Genomic DNA, 17,894 nt, shown 5'->3' with positions numbered 1-17,894 from the left:
GCGGGACGGCTCCCTTGGAGTTCGGACCAGAACGGGCTTCAGACCAGAAACAGCGCGGCGATCAGTGCAAGCAAGGCGGGCAGGACGATGAAGAGCGCTGCCTTGACCAGCATGAAACGCAGGGCCCGGGCGCTGTCCTCGTCCATGCCGGCCTCCCGCGTTCCTGTCGATCCGCGATCCCTTACAGGATCTCGATGTCGTAGTTCTCGATCACCGTGTTGGCGAGCAGCTTGTCGCACATGGCGGCAAGGTCGGCGCGGGCGCTGTCCGCGTCGCGGCCGCCAAGCTCGATGTCGAAGACCTTGCCCTGGCGCACGCTGTCGATGCCGGCAAAGCCGAGCGCGGCAAGGCCGCCCTCGATGGCCTTGCCCTGCGGGTCGAGGACGCCGGTCTTCAGGGTGACGGTCACGCGTGCTTTCATCAGGGCTCGTCTCCGCGAATGGGGGGCCGGCACGGATCGCGGCCGGTCGGGCTTTCGCGCCGCTTCTAGCGCGGCGGCCGTACGGAAGGAAGGGGCTTCTGTACATTTTGCATGATCCCATGCGCTCCGCACAGGCACGATCTCTAATCGGGTGTCGCCGTCGCCTCTCGCCGCTTACCAAGCCTGTCATTGGCAACGGCAATGGAGGGTTTCATGCCTGTACTGGAAAACAAGGTCGCGATCGTCACCGGAGCAAGTTCGGGCGTCGGCGCGGCAACGGCGCGGCTGTTCGCGTCCGAGGGCTGTGCGGTGGTCCTTGCGGCCCGCCGCAAGGCGGAGCTTGAGGAACTGGCAGCCGAGATCTCGCACAATGGCGGCCAGGCTGTGGCACTTGCCGGGGATGTCCGCGATGAGGCCTATGCCGAGGCGCTGGTCGACCTGGCGAAGAACCGCTTCGGCGGGCTCGACATCGGCTTCAACAATGCCGGCATGCTCGGACCGATGGGACCGGTCCCGTCGCTGTCGCTTGACGACTGGAACATGGCGCTTTCCACCAACCTGACCGGGGCCTTCCTCGGCGCCAAGTATCAGGTGCCGGCGATGGAGGAGCGCGGCGGCGGATCGCTCATCTTCACCTCGACCATCGTCGGGCACACGGTCGGCTTTCCCGGCATGGCAGCCTATGCGGCGAGCAAGGCGGGGATGGTCGGACTGATGAAGGTGCTGGCCGCCGACCACGGGCAGCAGGCGATCCGGGTCAACGCGATCCTGCCCGGCGGCATCGACACGCCGATGGGACGCGAGGCCGCCGACACACCGGAGGCACTAAGCTTCGTCGAGGGGCTGCATGCGCTGAAGCGGATCTCGAGCCCGGAGGAGATCGCCCGCTCGGTTCTGTACCTGGCCTCGGACGCGTCGAGCTTCACCACCGGCACGGCGATGCTGGTCGATGGCGGCGTCTCGATCAACCGCACCTGAGCAGCGTGCGAAGGCACCCCAAGCAAAAAACCCCGGCCAATGGCCGGGGTTTCCTCGTTCGTGACGGCCGCAGACATGCGGCGCGCAGGCGGTCCTACTTGACGAGAACCGGGCCTGTGCCGGCCGCGCGGTCATTGTCGTTGAGGATGCCGAGGCGGCGGGCCACTTCCTGGTAGGCTTCCAGCATGCCGCCGAGATCGCGGCGGAAGCGGTCCTTGTCCATCTTTTCGTTGGACTGGATGTCCCACAGGCGGCAGCTGTCGGGCGAGATCTCGTCGGCGACGACGATGCGCATCATGTCGCCTTCCCAGAGCCGGCCGCACTCGATCTTGAAGTCGACGAGACGGATGCCGACGCCAAGGAACAGGCCGGAGAGGAAGTCGTTGACGCGGATGGCCAGCGCCATGATGTCGTCCATCTCCTGCGGCGAGCACCAGCCGAAGGCCGTGATGTGCTCCTCGGAGACCATCGGGTCATCGAGAGCGTCGTTCTTGTAGTAGAACTCGATGATCGAGCGCGGCAGCTGTGTGCCTTCCTCGATGCCGAGGCGCTTGGACAGCGAGCCGGCGGCGACGTTGCGCACGACGACCTCGAGCGGGATCATCTCGACTTCGCGGATCAGCTGCTCGCGCATGTTCATGCGGCGCAGGAAATGCGTCGGAATGCCGATCCCGTTCAGGTGATTGAAGATGAACTCGGAGATCCGGTTGTTCAGGACTCCCTTGCCATCGATAATCTCGTGTTTCTTGTTGTTGAAGGCGGTCGCGTCGTCCTTGAAGTGCTGGATGAGCGTCCCGGGTTCCGGGCCCTCGTAGAGGATCTTGCCCTTGCCCTCGTAAATGCGCCTGCGGCGGTTCATAGGCACGTACCGTGTTGGAGAAAGAAAATCCATAACTGGCGGAGTTGCTCCGGTTGACTGCGGTCCCGAGCCCGGTGGACGCTGTCTGATCGGCCGTTCGGGCTGGTCGGGACGGTCATCGGAAGGCGCGAGAACGGCAGTTGCACTTTCGGCCCCCCGCTCGATGGCGCGGAACCTACACGATCGCCCGGTAAAGTACAATGAAGCGCGAAAAGAGAATTTCCGGTCCGTTCGGACGGGCAGGGACTTTCCCCGGAAACGCCGTGGACATGGCCTGTCAATGCCCGGGCGGGGGTTCTTATCGCGTTGATTTGGCGGCCTGCGAAGGATATGCAAGAGCGCACCGGATACCCATATGACAGAAGCCCGAGAATATGGCGCAATCCGCAACCCTTCCAGCGGCCACCAGCAACGGCGGGCCGCACCCGAGACGAGGCAGGAGACACAGGCATGAGCACGTTCGACCGTCGCGAGGAGGCCTTCGAGAACAAGTACGCCCACGACGAGGAGCTCCGCTTCAAGTCCGTGGCGCGCCGCAACAAGCTGCTTGGCCTTTGGGCTGCGGAAAAGCTCGGCCTCGATGCCGACAAGGCGCAGGACTACGCCAAGGAGGTCGTGCGCTCCGATTTCGAGGAGCCGGGCGAGGAGGACGTGTTCCGCAAGATCCGCAAGGACTTCGACGACGCCGGCGTTGACCAGTCGGACCATCAGATCCGCCGGACCATGGATGAGCTGCTGCATCAGGCCGCCGAGCAGATCCAGAACGAAGGCTGACGCCGCAACGCGAACCGATACCGGCGGCGTTCGCGCCGCCGGATCCTGCCGGCACCCGCTCACGGAGCCGGCACCTCCCTCCCGCAAGGATGTCCCCATGACCGCCGCTCCCTCCCTTGCCGCGCGTCTGCGCGCCGACGAAACCGTCATCACCGCCTGGTCGACGCTGGCCGTGCCGATCCTGGCGGAGCTGCTCGGGCGGGCCGGCTACGGTGCCGTGACACTGGACATGCAGCACGGCGCCCATGACGTGGCGACGGTTCGCGAGGGCATCGTGGCGACGCGGCTTTCGGGTGCGCATGCGGTGGTGCGCCCGCCGGTCGACGATTTCGCCACGGTCAGCCGGGCCTTCGACCTCGGTGCCGAAGCCGTCATCATGCCGATGGTGAATTCGGTCGAGGACGCGCTGGCGCTGGTCGGGGCGGCCAAGTATCCGCCGGTTGGCGCGCGCAGCTGGGGACCGCATCGCGGGGCGATGCTGCAGGGCATGACGGCGCCGGACTATCTTGCCTCCGCCAATGCCGAAACGGTGGCGCTTGCCATGATCGAGACGCCGGCCGCGATCGAGGCGCTCGACGAGATCCTCGCCGTCGACGGACTGGATGGCATCTTCGTCGGCCCGGGCGACCTGTCCCTGACGCTTTCGGATGGCGCGAGCGTGACGCCGAGCAGCGAGAAGGTGCAGGGCATGGCGGCCGATGTCGCCGCCAGGGCGCGCGCTGCCGGCAAGTTCGCCGGCATCTTCTGCAACACGACGGCGGATGCGCGCGCGGCGCGCGAGATGGGCTTCCGCTTCCTGGCGCATGGCGTCGAGATGTCGCTGCTGATGGACGCGGCCAGGGCCAAGCTCGCCGAACTCGACTGACGCGGGGGCGGTTGGTTCCCGCCGTTCCGGTGTCGATATGGAGGCGCGTTGCGACGGCGTTGCGGCTGGCGGGCACCTGCCGGGCTTCCAACGGATCCCCGTCCTTCCGCATGCGTGGAATCCCTGAGCGGGAAACTCCGCTGGGGCCCGGTGACGCACTAATTTCCACTAAATGAATATTATGATGACCGGCGTCGAGCGACGAAGCGATGCGCCAGGGCGCACGCGCTTGCGTCGAAACCCTCGTCATGGAGCGTGTCCCATGTGGAAACTCGCAGCCGTGCTTTTCATCGTCATCGGCCCCACTCTTGCCGGTGTCTTCGCCCTCGTGCCGATGACCTTCTATGGCATCAACGATTTTGAGCCGTGGCTGCTGGCCGCTTTCGCCGGGGCGGGCGGGGTGGTCGCCGTGCCGGTCAGTCTTTTCGTGGCCAGACGGATTTTGACGCTGATCAGGAACGGACCGCGCACCGCCGCCTGAGGGTGGATCAGGCAGCGGCCCGTGCGGTCGTGCAGGCGCGTGCCTACCCCGCCGGGGCGAGGAGGCCTTTCAGGTCGTTCTGAAGGTTCTCGATCGGCGGCTTGCCGTTCTTGAGCAGCGGTTTGCGGGCGGGCGCGCAGCCCGGGAAATAGGGCTTGGCGGCATCGCGCGGCAGCGGCTTCACCACCCTTGCGCCGGTCAGGCCGAACACGTCGCCGCGCTTGGTGTCGAGCGTGAAGACGTTCTGGTGCTGGAAATTGCCGCACTGGAAGCCGGGGCCGGCATCCTTCATCATCGGGTTGCGGGTGCCGGGACCGTAGTTGTAGCAGACCTGCAGATAGTCCTTGCTGTCGTCCAGCTTCCAGCGGCCCTCCAGAATGCGGGGGTTGCCCGGATACCAGAGCCACGAGCGGCCGTCGGCGGAGGTGTAGGAAATCTGCGTGCCGTGGCCGGGCATGTAGGAGACATCGGTGCGGTCGGCCATGGACTCGGGTGCGTCGGCCCTCGTGTAGCGCGTCAGTCCGCGCAGGCGATCCTTCTCCACGATGGCCCGCGCCGCGGGCGCATCGTTTTCGGTGTTGCCGCAGGTGCTTTTCTTGTCCCAGGCCTGCACAAACAGATCCTGCTCCTGCTGCAGCACTTCCTTGCTCGGGCCGCAGCCGGCGAGCACCATCGGGATCGAAAGGAAAAGCGCGGCGCGCAGAAAGATCTTGTCCGTCTTCATCGAAATGTCTTTTCCAAAAAATTCGAGGGCTTACCGGGCTCGGGATGCACCGGCCGGTGCATGGGGCAGTTCGGCTTCCGCCGCACGCGGAACTAGACGCGCAAGCAGGCCTCTTACAGGTCCTTCATCAGATAGGCGAAGGACATCAGCCCTTCCGGCCAGGGGCCGTGGCCGCTTTCCTGGTTGATATGGCCGGCATCGCCCGCGTCCTGGAAATGGGCGCCCCAGTCGCGAGCCATCTGCTCGGCCATCTCGAAGGCGCAGTAGGGATCGGTGCGGCTGGCGACGATGCGGGCGAAGAAGGGAAGCGGCCCCTTCGGCACGGCCTGGAAGGGGGCGGCGTCGAACGCGGGCTTCGGCTCCTCGCGGCCAAGGTCCGTCGGGGCAACCAGGAAGGCGGCCCTGATCTTGTCGGTGTCGAGGCCGTGGCCGTGCGCGGCATGCACCGCGGTGATCGAGCCGAGCGAGTGCCCGACCAGAACCACCGGACGCTCGGCCTCGTCGACGGCCGCCTTCAGCGTCTCGATCCATTCTTTCAGCACCGGGCGGAACCAGTTGCGCTGGGCGACGATGCGCGCGGTCGGCATCTTCTCGCACCAGCGGTGCATCCAGTGGCCGGCGGGCGTGTCGCCGTAGCCGGGCAGAAGCAGGATGTCGGTCTCGGAAATCTTCACGGGTCTCCGCTCCTTGTCTTGAGGGATGTCGGCGGACGGCGCGGCTCAGGAAAGCGGGCCGTAGAAGCCGGTCCTGAGCGGCCGTGCCCAGTCGGAACGGCCGTTGCGTTCCGCCTCGCGGGCGGCGCGCTCCCAGTCATAGGCGACCGCCTTCATCTCGAACCGCCATTCGCTCGCGTGGCGTTCGATGATCGCATAGCGGGCGTGCGGGCTGCCAGTCTCGACCTTGTGCGGGACGGGCGTGTCGTCGCTGTAGCCCGGCAGGCCGACGCTTCCCGGATTGAGGACGGTCCGGCCGCATCGCGGCAGACGCACCAGACGCGGGATGTGGGTGTGGCCGCAGCACACGACACGTGCCATCGTGTCGCCGAGGCGTTCGGCGATCGTCTCCTCCGTCGCCATGCGGGTCGTCTCGCCGGAGATTTCTTCCGCGAGGTAGAGATCGTCGCGAAACGGCGTGCCGTGGCAGAGCAAAATGCCGCCATCGAGCTCCAGCACCGCCGGCAGGGCCCTGAGCCATGCGTGGCTCTCGGCGGAGAGGTCGTCTTCGGTGAAGCGGTCCGTCCGGTTCGCGGCCCGCACGTTGCCGGCGGCGACGACGCGGTCGTGGTTGCCGCGCACCGTCGGCCAGCCGAGCTCGCGCAGGATTTTCGCCGTGCGCTCCGGCCAGAGCGGCCCGGACAGGCAATCGCCGAGATTGACGACCTCGTCCGGTGCCTCGCGCCCGAGATCGGCGATCACCGCCTCGAGCGCCTCGGCATTCCCGTGGATGTCGGCAACGAGGGCGATGCGCATTGCCCTCAGGCCTCGCCGAACACCCGGGCGAAGATCGTGTCGACCGCCTTGGTGTGATAGCCGAGATCGAAGCGCGAGCGGATCTCCTCCTCGCTCAGGGCGGCGCGCACGTCGGTGTCGTTCAGCAGCTCCTCCAGGAAGTCGACATCGGCGCTGCCGTCCTTCTGGTAGCTGTCCCAGACCTTCATGGCATTGCGCTGGACGAGCCGGTAGGCGTCCTCGCGCGAGGTGCCGGCCTGGGTCAGCGCCAGCAGGATGCGCTGCGAATGCACGAGGCCGCCGAGGCGGTTCATGTTGGCAAGCATCCGCTCGGGATAGACGAGGAGCTTGTCGACGACATTCGTCAGGCGGGCGAGGGCGAAATCGAGCGTCACCGTCGCGTCCGGGCCGATCATCCGCTCGACGGACGAATGCGAGATGTCGCGCTCGTGCCACAGCGCCACGTTCTCCATCGCCGGCAGCGCATAGCCACGAACCATGCGGGCAAGGCCCGTCAGGTTTTCGGTCAGCACCGGGTTGCGCTTGTGCGGCATGGCGCTGGAGCCCTTCTGCCCCGGCGCGAAATACTCCTCCGCCTCCAGCACCTCGGTGCGCTGCAGATGACGGATTTCCGTTGCCACCCGCTCGATCGACGAGGCGACGACGCCGAGCGTGGCGAAGAACATCGCGTGGCGATCGCGCGGGATCACCTGCGTGGAAACCGGCTCCACGGCAAGGCCCATGGCCTTGGCCACATGCTCCTCGATGCGCGGGTCGATATTGGCGAAGGTGCCGACGGCGCCGGAAATGGCGCAGGTGGCGATTTCCGCGCGGGCGGCGACGAGCCGCGTGCGGCAGCGGTCGAACTCGGCATAGGCCTCGGCCATCTTCAGGCCGAAGGTGACCGGCTCGGCGTGGATGCCGTGCGAGCGGCCGATGCAGACCGTGTCCTTGTGCTCCATGGCGCGGCGCTTGAGAGCGGCGAGCAGCGCGTCGATATCGGCAAGAAGCAGGTCGGCGGCGCGGGTCAGCTGCACGTTGAAGCAGGTGTCCAGCACGTCGGACGAGGTCATGCCCTGGTGGATGAAGCGGGCGTCGGGCCCGACGATCTCGGCCAGATGGGTCAGGAAGGCGATGACGTCGTGCTTGGTCTCGCGTTCGATCTCGTCGATCCGCTCGACGTCGAACGTGGCGGCCCCGCCCTTCTCCCAGATCGTCTTCGCGGCGTCCCTGGGGATGACGCCGATCTCGGCCAGCGCGTCGCAGGCATGGGCCTCGATCTCGAACCAGATGCGGAACTTCGTCTCGGGAGACCAGATGGCGACCATCTCGGGCCGCGAATAGCGCGGAATCATGCGGGTTCCTTCAAGGGCGGAGTGCTTAGGATGTGCCGGTCCTTAGCAGACGCGGCGGCGTGGCTCAATGCGGGCGAAGTACAAGGAGAAGACGAGCAGCGGCACGAGGGCGAAGGGAAGCAGGGCACGCGCGCCCAGGACGCCGAAGATGTAGGCGGTGGTGGCGGCGGTGAAGACCTGCTCCCACAGCATCCGGTAGGAGATCCGCTGCGTGTGCCATTCCGAGTAATAGGCCCGCAACTGCAGGAAGAAGAAGAAGGCCGTGAAGGCGGCGGTGCCGAGCGACAGGAAGAGGACCATCGCGGCGAAGCGCGCCGGACCGCGGGCCCGGCGGCGGCGCAGCGTGACAAGGCTCGCCGCTCCCCAGGCGCACCAGGCGCCGCCGAAGGAGCCGGCGGCGAAGACCGCGACGACGGCGGCGGAGCGGCCGCTCAGCGCTTCGCCGCGCCAGTGGGCGACAAGCGCGGCAAGGCCGCCGATGACGAGCGCCCAGGCTATCGCGAAAGCAAGTGAACGCACGGGCGGGTCTGTCCTCGCGGCTGTCGGCGGCTTCGGGAAACCGGAGCCGGCGTCAAGTCTTGTGATCCAAGAGTGGGACCGGGCCGGGTTCCGGTCAAGCGGCGGCGGCGGCCGCCTTGCGGATCGCGTCGATATTGGCGCGGTAGCCCTCGATGTCCTTGCCCTTGAAGACGGCGGAGCCGGCCACCAGCGCATTGGCGCCGGCTCTTGCCACCAGCGGCGCGGTCTCGGCCGTGACGCCGCCATCGACCTCGATGTCGATCGGGCGGTCGCCGATCATCGCCTTGATGCGGGCGACCTTGTCGACCATCGCATGGATGAAGGACTGACCGCCGAAGCCGGGATTGACGCTCATCACGAGGACGAGGTCGAGCCGGTCGAGCACGTATTCCAGAACGCTTTCCGGCGTGCCCGGGTTGAGCGAGACGCCGGCCTTCTTGCCGAGCGCGCGGATCGCCTGCAGCGAACGGTCGAGATGGGGACCTGCCTCGGCATGCACGGTGATGATGTCGGAGCCGGCCTTGGCGAAGGCCTCCAGATAGGCGTCGCAGGGCGCGATCATCAAATGGGTGTCGAAGACCTTGTCGGTGTGCCGGCGCATCGCCGCGATGACATCCGGGCCGAAGCTGATATTGGGCACGAAATGGCCGTCCATCACGTCGAGATGGATCCAGTCGGCGCCGGCCTCCACGACGTTGCGGACCTCCTGTCCGAAGGCGGAGAAATCGGATGCGAGCATCGACGGGGCGATGACGAGGGGACGGGACATGGCGGCGGCTCCGAAGGGAAAGGTTGGCATGCCGCTATCATAGCCGGTGCCGCCCCACAAGGCCGCCGCCCGGTTCAGTGCCCGTGTCGCGTCAAAGACGACCGGTGATGGCGATGTAGCGGCCGTCGGGCCCCTCGAAACCGACCCGCTCGACCAGCACGAGAACGGCGAACACGGGACGTCCCATCTCCTGCGGATAGTGCATCACCAGCCGGTCGATCCGGTAGCGCAGGGCGCAGCCGCGGCTGTCGGGCAGGCGGGTGTCGTCGTTGAGCACCCGGGTCTCGCCGTCATGGGTCAGGGTCAGGCGGAAGCCTTGTATCGTGCCGAACCCCTCCGGGCAGTTCGCCGGGCGCTGTACCGGCGTCTCCGTCAGGCGCAGTTCGACCGTCGGTCCGATGGCCGGTGCCGCCGCGCGGGTGCCGGCAATCATCAGGTGCGGATCGGCGCCGCGCTCTGTCGGCGGATTGTGGGCAACGGTGGCGCCGGCGCCGGAGATGGCCACCGTCTCGACCGCGGCGTGGGCCGCCTCGTGATTGGCGGCGCGGGTGCGCGCCAGCTCGGCATCGAAGTCGAGAGGCTGGCTGTCGTCGACCTCGTCGAGGCGGCGGAACGGGCTGCCCGCGACCCAGCTGTCGCGGGCGACGTCGATCACGTAGAGACTGGACCAGGGAAAGCCGGAACCGTCCTGGATGCCGTATTCCTCGAAGGCGAAATGCGCGCCATCGCCCGAAAAGCCGAGGATCTCGGTACGGGCGTAATCGCCGGCGAGAGCCGCCTGCGGGGCAAGCAGGGCCGTCAGTATGCAGATCGCCAGCATTCGCCGGCCGGCTCGCGCTATCGGACAGTTCATCGTTGTCGCTCCCTTGCGGTTTCTCCGCAATCTAACTGGTCTTGTCCGGGCCGGCGTGACCGGCGTCACGGCTTGCCTGATTTGCCGCAAGCCGCGTCGCCACCGGTTTCAGCAACCAGGGGAGCAGGTAGATCGGCAACTGGCCGAGACCGAAATAGAGCCAGGCAAGATCGGGCAGTGTGCCGCCGAGCGCCGCCACCAGCAGGCCCATGTTGCGGTTGCCGGCGGCGTGGGCAAGCACGAAGGCGTGGTCGCGGCGGACCCGGCCGAAGACCAGGAGCGTCACTCCCATCTGGGTGAGGGCGACGACGAAGGTGAGAGCGGCGATGCCGAGGGTGAAAAACGGGGTCTCCAGGAACCTGGCCGCGACGCCGTCCATCACGGCGACGGCGAAGACGAAGAGGATCAGCACGTTCAACCCGTCGACATGCTCCTTGGCGGCGGCCACGCGGACGGAGCCGGCAAGGCGCCGAATCAGCGTCGCGAGGCCGGCCGAGGCGGCAAGCAGTGCCGTCAGGCGGATGCCGAGGGCGACCGCGTCGATGGGCAACACCTCGCCGATCAGGAAGGCACCGATCAGCGGCGCGGCCAGCGGCGTCAGCAGCATGCCGCCTCCCACCAGCGCCAGCGACAGGGCGCCGTCGAGCCCGATCAGGGCGATGAAGGCCGGTGCCGCCATGATCGGCGGAGCGGCCGTGGCGATGAAGGCGGCAAGCGCGATATCGGGGTGAAGCGCGATCAGGCCGGTCGCGTGCAGCACCAGCCCGACCATGACGGGAACGGCGATCAGCATCCACGAAAGCGCAAGCGCCACAAGGCGCGGGCGGCGCATGTGGGCGACGACGGCGACCGGGTCGACGCGCAGGAAGGCGAGCACCAGCAGCACGAAGATCGCTTCTTCCACCAGCGGCCGGAAGAGGGCCGAGAGCTGCGGCAGAACAAGCCCCAGAAGGGCGCTGATGGCGACGGCGCGGGTTCCCTGGCGGCCGAGCCAGGCAAGCAGGTCGAGCGGCAATGAGAGGGCCCGCATGGCGGCATCCAGGGCTTGGGGAGGAAAGTGAGGCGGGAACAAATAGGGAGGGAGAGTATCGCGGAGTGCGTCTTCCACTTGCAAGGCGATTGTGAACGGTGTCGATAGGTCCTGATGCGAAGAGTCGATGTCCTTGTCCTTGGAGCCGGAATCACCGGCGTGAGTGCCGCCCTGCATCTGCAGGGGCGGGGCCTGCGCGTGCTGCTTGTCGACCGTCGCGCGCCGGGCGAGGACACCTCGCGCGGCAATACGGGCCTTCTGGGCCGGGACGGGTTCTCGCCCGTGCCGCTGCCGTCATCGGTGCTCGGACTTGCCGCGCATGCGCTGAGCCCGATGAAACGCCCGCGCATCGAGCCGCGTTCCGTTCCCGCCCTGCTGCCGTTCCTGGCCGCCTCCCGCGACGCGGCCCAGCCTGCCGCCATGGCCCGCAGCGCCCGGGCTCTGGCGCCGCTGCAGGGGGCGGCGGTGGGGGAGCACCTGGCGCTGGCGCGCGCCGCCAGCGCCTTGCGGTTCTTCAGGCGCACCGGCTGGATCAAGATCCAGCGCTCGCGCGAGGCGCTTGAGGCGGCGGAGATCGAGCGCCATTTCGCCCGTGTTCTCGGCGTTCCCTATGCCGATCTGGCGGCGCAGGACATCGTCCGCCTGGAGCCGCATTTGCGGGCGCTCGACCATGCCGCCATGTCGTGGCCCGAAAGCCAGTCGGTGTCATCGCCGGGAGGGGTGACGAAGGCCTATGCGCGGCTGTTTCGCGAACGCGGCGGCGAAACCGGGACCGGCGACGCGGCGACCCTTGTCGAGATACGCGGAGGCTACGGGCTGAGAACGGCGCGGGGCGAGGTCGAGGCGGCGCATGTGGTGGTGGCGCTGGGCGCCGGCGCCATGCCGCTGCTGGACCGTCTCGGCCAAAGCCTTCCCGTTGCGGCCTGCCGCAGCTACCACCGTCACTTCCGGGCGGTTTCCGGCGTCGCACTGTCGCGGCCGGTCACCGACGTCGATGCCGGGTTCACGCTGACGCCGATGGAACGCGGCCTGCGCCTCGTCGGCGGGGCCGAGCTTCTGTCGCCGGCGCGGGCAACGGGAGACCTGGCGCCGCGCCTGTCGGCACTTAACCGCGCCACCGCGCTTGCCCGCACGCTGCTGCCGCTCGGGGCGGCGGTGGAGGAGGCACCGGTGGCGGGCCTGCGTGCCTTCGTTCCCGATCTCCTGCCGATTGTCGGGCCGGTACCGGGGCGCCCCGGGCTTTGGCTCTCCATCGGCCACGAGCGCGACGGGTTCGCGCTCGCCCCCGTCATGGGCCGGTTGCTCGCCGACCTGATGACGGAGGCGCTGCCGGTCGCCGATCCGCTGCCCTATGCGCCGGCACGCTTTCTGCTTCATTGACGGAAGGAGATCAGTGTCCGGCGGCGAAGTCCTGCATGAGCGGGCCGAAATCTTCCGGCGGCGGGAAGCCCTCGTAGCTGCGGGCGACGGTGAGCTCTACCCAGTCGAGCTTTTCCGCCGTCATTGTCTCGATGAAGGGACGGCTCCACGCGGGATCGTCGAGCATGGTAGGCCGCACATTGACGATATCGGGCATCTGGGTGATCCGGGTGAACAACCAGCTCATGCAGTCGGGGCAGAAGTAGTGGTCGAGGTCGGGACCTTTTATTCCGCCCTTGACCGGCTCTCCCCTGGTTACGCGAAAGGCGGGCGCCGGGACCATCGCGGTCAGCGAGTAGGCGCTGGAGCTCATCTTCTGGCAGCCCCGGCAATGGCAGGCCGCGGTTATGATCGGTGTGGCCGAGATCTCGAAGGCGGTGGCGCCGCATCGACAGGTTCCGGTGAGCGGTTTTGCTGCGTCTTGCATGGGCAGGTCTCCGGTTGCGTGAGGGGAGGAAATGCGATCCTGCGGCGCATTCTGGCGGAAATGCCGGGTGCCCGAAAGCCTCCCTGCGGTTTCGTTTTCTGCCTGGAAAATGGGCTTGCCCGCAATGGGTGCAGATGATGTGCTGCGCGGTGGTTGCCGCTGTCCGGCCGCCGCTGCGCGGGGAAATTGCGATGCTTTTCGACCAGGTGCTCGTCATTGCCGGCCTGACCGTTCTGATCATGGTCAGTCCCGGGCCGGACATGATCATCGTCATGCGCAACACGATTCTCGACGGCAAGCGCGCCGGCCTTGCCACCTCGCTCGGGGTGCTGACCGGCAATCTCGTCCATATCGCCTATTGCGCGGTCGGGATCGGCTGGTTGATCTCGCAGAGCATTCTCGCCTTCTCGATCCTGAAATACGCGGGAGCGGCCTATCTGGTCTATCTGGGGATCATGAGCCTGCGCGGCGCGGGCAAGGGCGTTTCGCTCGAGGCCGGAGACGGCGGCGCGGCGCGGGCGCGCCGGACCCATGTGGTGCAGGGTTTCCTCAACAACATCCTCAACCCGAAGGGAACGCTGTTCTATCTCGGCCTGTTCACGGTGGTGATCACGCCGCAGACCTCGACCGGCGGCGTTCTCCTGCTGGTGGCGACGACCGTTTCGATCAGCGCCCTGTTCTGGGTGTTCTTCGTCGCGACGCTCGACGCGCCGCTGGTGCGGCGGGTGATCGAGAAGGGGCAGGGGCTCGTCAACCGGATCTTCGGCGGGGTCCTGATCCTGCTCGGGCTCCGGGTCGCGACGCTGGAGCGCTGAGGCCCGCGCTCAGGTCTCCCTGAGCGGCAGTGCCACGGTCTGCTTGACGTTGCTGACGACGATGCGCGACTGGACGTCGGAAACGAGCGCGTTGTCGAGCAGCTTCAGCCGAAGGAAGTCGTCATAGGCCTTGATGTCGCTCGCCACCACCTTGATCAGGTAGTCGACCGCCCCGGTAATGCGCTCGCAGATCACCACTTCCGGCCAGCGGTTGATCAGCCTGTCGAAGGTTTCCATGTTGTCGCGGCTCGGCACGGCGAGCTTGACGAAGGCATAGGCGACGAAGCCCAGGCCGACGGCTTCCCGGTCGACGACGGCGACGATCTGGCGGATGACGCCGGCCTCCTTCATCTTCTTGATCCGCCGCCAGCAGGGCGTCTGGCTCATGCCGGCCTCGCGGGCGATTTCGGCGATGGAGAGGGAGGCGTCGCGCTGGAGAATCTGCAGCACACGGATGTCGGATGGGTCGAGAAGTGTTTTTTCGCTCATAGGCCGTGATCTGGGAATTTTCATTCTCGTTTGTGGTGATAGGCCGGCACGATAGCACAGAAATCAACCTGATGAAGGACCATATTGGGTGGCACGAAAGGCGTGCGGGGCGCGCGACCGCAAGGTCCCCTCGCATGTGCATGCTCGAAGACGGATGAGGAGGCCGTCGCATGAACGCCATCACCAGAACCATCTCGCTCGACGACAAGTATGTGGCCACCCGCGGCCGCGTCTATCTCACCGGTATCCAGGCGCTGGTCCGCCTGACCCTCGACCAGGCGCGGCTCGACGCGGAAGCCGGACTGCGCACCGGCGGGTTCGTCTCCGGTTATCGCGGGTCGCCGCTCGCCGGCTACGACACCGAACTGACGCGGGCCAGGCGGCATCTTTCGCCCGCCAGCATCGTCTTCAAGCCCGGCGTCAACGAGGAACTGGGCGCGACCGCCGTCTGGGGCACGCAGAAGGTTGGCCATCACGGCAAGGGCAGCGATTATGACGGTGTTTTCGGCATCTGGTACGGCAAGGCGCCGGGTGTCGACCGGGCCGGCGACGTTTTGCGCCAGGCCAATGCCAGCGGCACGGCGGCGAAGGGCGGCGTGCTGGCTCTGGCCGGCGACGACCACCTCGCCAAGTCCTCGATCCTGCCGGCACAGTCGGAGTTTTTCTTCGAGCATGTCGAGATGCCGGTGCTCAACCCGTCCGACATCCAGGAAGTGCTCGACTACGGCCTGCACGGCCTCGCCATGTCGCGCTTTTCCGGTCTCTGGTCGGGCCTGATCTGCCTTGCCGACACGATGGATGCCTCGGCGACGGTCTCGGTCGATCCGCGCCGCCTCGCCTTCATCCATCCCGAAGATCGCGATCCGCGCAGGCATGACGATCTCAACCGGGTGCTGCTGCTCGGCAACCGGCTCGAGACCGAGCGGCTCCTGCGCGACATCCGCATTCCGGCGGCGCGCGCCTATGTGCGGGCCAACGGGCTCGACCGGGTCGCCTTCGGGGCGAGCCGGCCGCGCATCGGCATCGTCGCCACCGGCAAGGCCTATCGCGACCTGCGCCAGGCGTTCGAGCTGATCGGCCTCACCGAGGAGCGGGCGCGCGACATCGGCCTTGCCATCTACAAGGTCGCCATGCCCTGGCCGCTGGAGCCGGTCGGCCTGTCGAATTTCGCGCGCGGCCTGGAACGGCTTCTGGTCGTGGAGCACAAGCGCGCCTTCCTCGAACCGCAGATCAAGGAGATCGCCTATGACTGGCCGGAGCGGGCCCGTCCGGCGGTCTGGGGCAAGAAGACGCCGGAGGGCGGGCCGTTCCTGTCCGACGTGCTGGAACTGGCGGTGGCCGAGATCATTCCCGCGCTGCTCGCCTTCCTGCCGTCCGATTTCGTCACGGGGGAAATGCGCGCCGTCGCCGAGCGCATGAACCGGCAGGTGATGTGGTCGCAAGGGCATGCGGAGCGTGCCGCCCGGGTGCCGTATTTCTGCTCCGGCTGTCCGCATTCCACCTCGACCGTGGTGCCGGAGGGCGCGCGCTCCATGCCGGGCATCGGCTGCCACGCGATGACCGAGATCGCGGGCCGCACCACCGACGGCCAGATCGCAATGGGCGGCGAGGGGGTGCTGTGGGTCGGCCAGTCGGAGTTTTCCAACGACACCCATGTCTTCGCCAATGTCGGCGACGGCACCTATTTCCATTCCGGCATCCTGGCGATCCGTCAGGCGGTCGCCTCGAAAGTGTCGATCACCTACAAGATCCTCTACAACGACGCGGTGGCGATGACCGGCGGCCAGCCGGTCGACGGCACGCTCACCGTGCCGCAGCTCACCCGTCAGCTCGAGGCGGAGGGCGTCGAGCGCGTCGTCGTCGTCAGCGAGGAGCCGGACGCCTATCTCGGCCGGCACGACCTGGCGCCGGGCACCGACGTCTTCCACCGCGACGATCTGATGGAGGTGCAGACGGAGCTGCAGGCGCTGAAGGGCGTCACCGTGCTCATCTACGACCAGACCTGCGCGGCGGAAAAGCGCCGCCGACGCAAGCGCGGCGGTCTCGCCGATCCGGACATGCGCCTCTTTATCAACGAGCGCGTCTGCGAGGGCTGCGGCGACTGCTCGGTGCAGTCGAACTGCATCTCGGTCGAGCCCTCGCCGACCGCCTTCGGCGAGAAGCGGCGGATCAACCAGTCGTCCTGCAACAAGGATTTTTCCTGCGTGAAGGGCTTCTGTCCGTCCTTCGTCTATGTGGAGGGGGCGGAACTGCGCCGCGCCGACACCGGTCATATCGACATCGACGCGCTTGCGGCCGAGCTGCCCGAGGCGGAGGTCGCGGGGCTTTCGACGACGCTCAACCTCCTGATCGCCGGCATTGGCGGCGCCGGCGTGACGACGACGGCGGCGGTGCTTGCCATGGCCGCCCATGTCGACGGCAAGCAGGCCTCGACGCTCGACATGACGGGTCTGGCCCAGAAGGGCGGGCCGGTGACCTCTCACTTGCGCTTCTCGACGCTGGAGCGGGCGATCGAGGGGCCGCGTATTCCCACGGCCAGCCTCGACGTGCTGCTCGCCTCCGACATGGTGGTTGCCACCAATGCCGAGCAACTGGCGCTGCTCGATCGCGAGCGGACCGCCGGCTTTGCCAATGCGCGGGTCGCCCCGACGGCCGAGTTCGTCATGAAGCAGACGCTGTCCTTCGACGCGGCGCGGATGCTGCAGACGCTGAAATCCGCCTGTCCCACGTTCATCGGCCATGATGTGGCGAGCATCGCCGAGGCGCTGTTCGGCGATGCCATCTATGCCAACATGATGCTGGTCGGCATGGCTCTTCAGGCCGGCCGCCTGCCGCTGACGAGCGCCGCGCTCGAGACCGCGATCCGGCTGAACGGCGCTGCAGTGAAAAACAATCTCGCCGCCTTCCGCGCCGGCCGGGTTCTTGCCGCCGACGCGGGCAAGATCCTTTCGGCGCTGCCCGGCACGGGCGATGTCGTGCGGGCCGAGGACATGGATCTCGACACGCGCATCGGGTTTCTCGGCAACGAGCTTGCCGCCTATCAGGATGACGCCTATGCGCAGCGCTTCCGCGAGGCGATCGCTCGCCTGCGCAAGGCCGACGAGACGGGTGGCAACGGCACCTTGCGGCTGACGCGCAGCGCCGCCGACATGGCCTACAAGGTGATGGCGTACAAGGACGAGTACGAGGTGGCGCGGCTCTACAGCGAACCGGGTTTCCGCGCCCGGCTGGAGAGCCAGTTCAAGGACCCGGCGAAGCTGAAGGTGATGCTGGCCCCGCCGCTCGTCTCGCGCGGCCTCGACCCCAAGACCGGACGGCCGCGCAAGATCGCCTTCGGGCCGTGGATCTTCACCGCCTTCCGCCTGCTCGCCCGGTTCAAGGGCTTGCGCGGCGGCGCGTTCGATCCGTTCGGGCGCACGTCGGAGCGGCGCATGGAGCGGCAGCTGGTCGAGACCTATCTCGCCGATCTGGAGCGGATTGCCGGTCTTGTCGGCCATGCCGGCTACGGATTGCTGGTCGAGCTTGCCCGCATTCCCGACACGGTGCGCGGCTTCGGCCCGGTGAAGGAGGCCAATCACGCCAAGGCGATGGAAAAGCGCGCCGCGCTTCTTGCTCGCCTTGACGATGAAAGCGGCGGCGTTCCGGTGCTGGAGGCGGCGGAGTAGGCG

20 protein-coding genes are annotated in these 17,894 nt (G+C 67.3%); 7 read left to right on the top strand and 13 right to left on the bottom strand.

Annotated features, from left to right (window positions below):
* Nucleotides 1-38: 38 nt before the first annotated feature.
* Nucleotides 39-146, bottom strand: a complete 108-nt coding sequence (locus ACQY46_RS19470; RefSeq protein ID WP_428697632.1) for a phosphoribosylformylglycinamidine synthase-associated small membrane protein — start codon at nucleotides 144-146, stop codon at nucleotides 39-41.
* 35 nt (nucleotides 147-181) lie between these two features.
* Nucleotides 182-424 carry a phosphoribosylformylglycinamidine synthase subunit PurS gene (gene purS / locus ACQY46_RS19465; protein ID WP_428700525.1) on the bottom strand — a complete coding sequence of 81 codons (243 nt, stop codon included), beginning with the start codon at nucleotides 422-424 and terminating at the stop codon, nucleotides 182-184.
* 210 nt (nucleotides 425-634) lie between these two features.
* On the opposite strand from purS, the gene ACQY46_RS19460 reads away from it, so the two are divergent.
* On the top strand, nucleotides 635-1,399 hold the full coding sequence (locus ACQY46_RS19460) for an SDR family oxidoreductase (protein WP_428697631.1): 765 nt from the start codon (nucleotides 635-637) through the stop codon (nucleotides 1,397-1,399).
* Between the two features lie 94 nt (nucleotides 1,400-1,493).
* Here the strand turns inward: ACQY46_RS19460 and purC are convergent, their stop codons facing one another.
* A complete protein-coding gene (gene purC / locus ACQY46_RS19455; protein ID WP_306029899.1) occupies nucleotides 1,494-2,291 on the bottom strand; it encodes a phosphoribosylaminoimidazolesuccinocarboxamide synthase in 798 nt (265 codons plus the stop codon).
* A gap of 417 nt (nucleotides 2,292-2,708) precedes the next feature.
* Between purC and ACQY46_RS19450 the strand changes: the two genes are divergently transcribed.
* The 3 genes from ACQY46_RS19450 (at nucleotide 2,709) to ACQY46_RS19440 (ending at nucleotide 4,378) form a co-directional block, all read left to right on the top strand.
* Nucleotides 2,709-3,032, top strand: coding sequence for a DUF1476 domain-containing protein (locus tag ACQY46_RS19450; protein ID WP_428697630.1), 324 nt, complete (start codon nucleotides 2,709-2,711; stop codon nucleotides 3,030-3,032).
* Nucleotides 3,033-3,129: 97 nt separating this feature from the next.
* Nucleotides 3,130-3,897 carry an HpcH/HpaI aldolase family protein gene (locus ACQY46_RS19445; RefSeq protein WP_428697629.1) on the top strand — a complete coding sequence of 256 codons (768 nt, stop codon included), beginning with the start codon at nucleotides 3,130-3,132 and terminating at the stop codon, nucleotides 3,895-3,897.
* 262 nt (nucleotides 3,898-4,159) lie between these two features.
* A complete protein-coding gene (locus ACQY46_RS19440) occupies nucleotides 4,160-4,378 on the top strand; it encodes a hypothetical protein (RefSeq protein ID WP_428697628.1) in 219 nt (72 codons plus the stop codon).
* A 43-nt stretch (nucleotides 4,379-4,421) separates the two neighbouring features.
* Here ACQY46_RS19440 and ACQY46_RS19435 read toward each other — a convergent pair whose 3' ends face one another.
* The 8 genes from ACQY46_RS19435 to ACQY46_RS19400 form a co-directional block, all read right to left on the bottom strand.
* Nucleotides 4,422-5,102 (bottom strand): hypothetical protein, encoded by a 681-nt coding sequence (locus ACQY46_RS19435; protein ID WP_428697627.1) that lies wholly within the window; start codon nucleotides 5,100-5,102, stop codon nucleotides 4,422-4,424.
* 113 nt (nucleotides 5,103-5,215) lie between these two features.
* Nucleotides 5,216-5,776 carry an RBBP9/YdeN family alpha/beta hydrolase gene (locus tag ACQY46_RS19430; protein ID WP_428697626.1) on the bottom strand — a complete coding sequence of 187 codons (561 nt, stop codon included), beginning with the start codon at nucleotides 5,774-5,776 and terminating at the stop codon, nucleotides 5,216-5,218.
* Between the two features lie 45 nt (nucleotides 5,777-5,821).
* Nucleotides 5,822-6,571, bottom strand: a complete 750-nt coding sequence (locus ACQY46_RS19425) for a metallophosphoesterase family protein (protein ID WP_428697625.1) — start codon at nucleotides 6,569-6,571, stop codon at nucleotides 5,822-5,824.
* Between the two features lie 5 nt (nucleotides 6,572-6,576).
* Complete coding sequence (gene purB, locus ACQY46_RS19420) at nucleotides 6,577-7,905, bottom strand: adenylosuccinate lyase (RefSeq protein ID WP_428697624.1); 1,329 nt, start codon at nucleotides 7,903-7,905, stop codon at nucleotides 6,577-6,579.
* A 42-nt stretch (nucleotides 7,906-7,947) separates the two neighbouring features.
* Nucleotides 7,948-8,424 carry a hypothetical protein gene (locus ACQY46_RS19415; protein ID WP_428697623.1) on the bottom strand — a complete coding sequence of 159 codons (477 nt, stop codon included), beginning with the start codon at nucleotides 8,422-8,424 and terminating at the stop codon, nucleotides 7,948-7,950.
* 94 nt (nucleotides 8,425-8,518) lie between these two features.
* The gene (gene rpe / locus ACQY46_RS19410; RefSeq protein WP_428697622.1) at nucleotides 8,519-9,193 is read right to left on the bottom strand and encodes a ribulose-phosphate 3-epimerase; all 675 of its coding nucleotides are present in this window, start codon (nucleotides 9,191-9,193) and stop codon (nucleotides 8,519-8,521) included.
* 91 nt (nucleotides 9,194-9,284) lie between these two features.
* Complete coding sequence (locus tag ACQY46_RS19405) at nucleotides 9,285-10,046, bottom strand: DUF2259 domain-containing protein (protein ID WP_428697621.1); 762 nt, start codon at nucleotides 10,044-10,046, stop codon at nucleotides 9,285-9,287.
* 31 nt (nucleotides 10,047-10,077) lie between these two features.
* Complete coding sequence (locus tag ACQY46_RS19400) at nucleotides 10,078-11,076, bottom strand: sodium:proton symporter (RefSeq protein ID WP_428697620.1); 999 nt, start codon at nucleotides 11,074-11,076, stop codon at nucleotides 10,078-10,080.
* A gap of 159 nt (nucleotides 11,077-11,235) precedes the next feature.
* On the opposite strand from ACQY46_RS19400, the gene ACQY46_RS19395 reads away from it, so the two are divergent.
* Nucleotides 11,236-12,456, top strand: a complete 1,221-nt coding sequence (locus ACQY46_RS19395; protein WP_428697619.1) for an NAD(P)/FAD-dependent oxidoreductase — start codon at nucleotides 11,236-11,238, stop codon at nucleotides 12,454-12,456.
* Nucleotides 12,457-12,466: 10 nt separating this feature from the next.
* Here ACQY46_RS19395 and ACQY46_RS19390 read toward each other — a convergent pair whose 3' ends face one another.
* Nucleotides 12,467-12,922, bottom strand: a complete 456-nt coding sequence (locus tag ACQY46_RS19390; RefSeq protein WP_428697618.1) for a GFA family protein — start codon at nucleotides 12,920-12,922, stop codon at nucleotides 12,467-12,469.
* Between the two features lie 191 nt (nucleotides 12,923-13,113).
* Here ACQY46_RS19390 and ACQY46_RS19385 point away from each other — a divergent pair, with 191 nt between their 5' ends.
* Complete coding sequence (locus tag ACQY46_RS19385) at nucleotides 13,114-13,737, top strand: LysE family translocator (RefSeq protein WP_428697617.1); 624 nt, start codon at nucleotides 13,114-13,116, stop codon at nucleotides 13,735-13,737.
* Between the two features lie 9 nt (nucleotides 13,738-13,746).
* Here the strand turns inward: ACQY46_RS19385 and ACQY46_RS19380 are convergent, their stop codons facing one another.
* Nucleotides 13,747-14,226: an Lrp/AsnC family transcriptional regulator gene (locus ACQY46_RS19380; protein ID WP_428697616.1), complete on the bottom strand. Its 480-nt coding sequence runs from the start codon at nucleotides 14,224-14,226 to the stop codon at nucleotides 13,747-13,749.
* 170 nt (nucleotides 14,227-14,396) lie between these two features.
* Between ACQY46_RS19380 and ACQY46_RS19375 the strand changes: the two genes are divergently transcribed.
* The gene (locus tag ACQY46_RS19375; protein ID WP_428697615.1) at nucleotides 14,397-17,891 is read left to right on the top strand and encodes an indolepyruvate ferredoxin oxidoreductase family protein; all 3,495 of its coding nucleotides are present in this window, start codon (nucleotides 14,397-14,399) and stop codon (nucleotides 17,889-17,891) included.
* Nucleotides 17,892-17,894: the final 3 nt, after the last annotated feature.

It is taken from the genome of Stappia sp., from assembly GCF_965276915.1.
Lineage (GTDB): Bacteria > Pseudomonadota > Alphaproteobacteria > Rhizobiales > Stappiaceae > Stappia.
This window is presented reverse-complemented; position numbering and strand designations above follow the sequence as displayed.

Coding starts and splice junctions, on each gene's coding strand:
- rpe (WP_428697622.1), bottom strand. CDS start 9,193: ATGTCCCGTCCCCTCGTCATCGCCCCGTCGATGCTCGCATCCGATTTC.
- ACQY46_RS19425 (WP_428697625.1), bottom strand. CDS start 6,571: ATGCGCATCGCCCTCGTTGCCGACATCCACGGGAATGCCGAGGCGCTC.
- ACQY46_RS19385 (WP_428697617.1), top strand. CDS start 13,114: ATGCTTTTCGACCAGGTGCTCGTCATTGCCGGCCTGACCGTTCTGATC.
- ACQY46_RS19450 (WP_428697630.1), top strand. CDS start 2,709: ATGAGCACGTTCGACCGTCGCGAGGAGGCCTTCGAGAACAAGTACGCC.
- ACQY46_RS19435 (WP_428697627.1), bottom strand. CDS start 5,102: ATGAAGACGGACAAGATCTTTCTGCGCGCCGCGCTTTTCCTTTCGATC.
- ACQY46_RS19460 (WP_428697631.1), top strand. CDS start 635: ATGCCTGTACTGGAAAACAAGGTCGCGATCGTCACCGGAGCAAGTTCG.
- ACQY46_RS19405 (WP_428697621.1), bottom strand. CDS start 10,046: ATGAACTGTCCGATAGCGCGAGCCGGCCGGCGAATGCTGGCGATCTGC.
- ACQY46_RS19380 (WP_428697616.1), bottom strand. CDS start 14,226: ATGAGCGAAAAAACACTTCTCGACCCATCCGACATCCGTGTGCTGCAG.
- ACQY46_RS19445 (WP_428697629.1), top strand. CDS start 3,130: ATGACCGCCGCTCCCTCCCTTGCCGCGCGTCTGCGCGCCGACGAAACC.
- purB (WP_428697624.1), bottom strand. CDS start 7,905: ATGATTCCGCGCTATTCGCGGCCCGAGATGGTCGCCATCTGGTCTCCC.
- ACQY46_RS19440 (WP_428697628.1), top strand. CDS start 4,160: ATGTGGAAACTCGCAGCCGTGCTTTTCATCGTCATCGGCCCCACTCTT.
- ACQY46_RS19390 (WP_428697618.1), bottom strand. CDS start 12,922: ATGCAAGACGCAGCAAAACCGCTCACCGGAACCTGTCGATGCGGCGCC.
- ACQY46_RS19470 (WP_428697632.1), bottom strand. CDS start 146: ATGGACGAGGACAGCGCCCGGGCCCTGCGTTTCATGCTGGTCAAGGCA.
- ACQY46_RS19375 (WP_428697615.1), top strand. CDS start 14,397: ATGAACGCCATCACCAGAACCATCTCGCTCGACGACAAGTATGTGGCC.
- purC (WP_306029899.1), bottom strand. CDS start 2,291: ATGGATTTTCTTTCTCCAACACGGTACGTGCCTATGAACCGCCGCAGG.
- ACQY46_RS19400 (WP_428697620.1), bottom strand. CDS start 11,076: ATGCGGGCCCTCTCATTGCCGCTCGACCTGCTTGCCTGGCTCGGCCGC.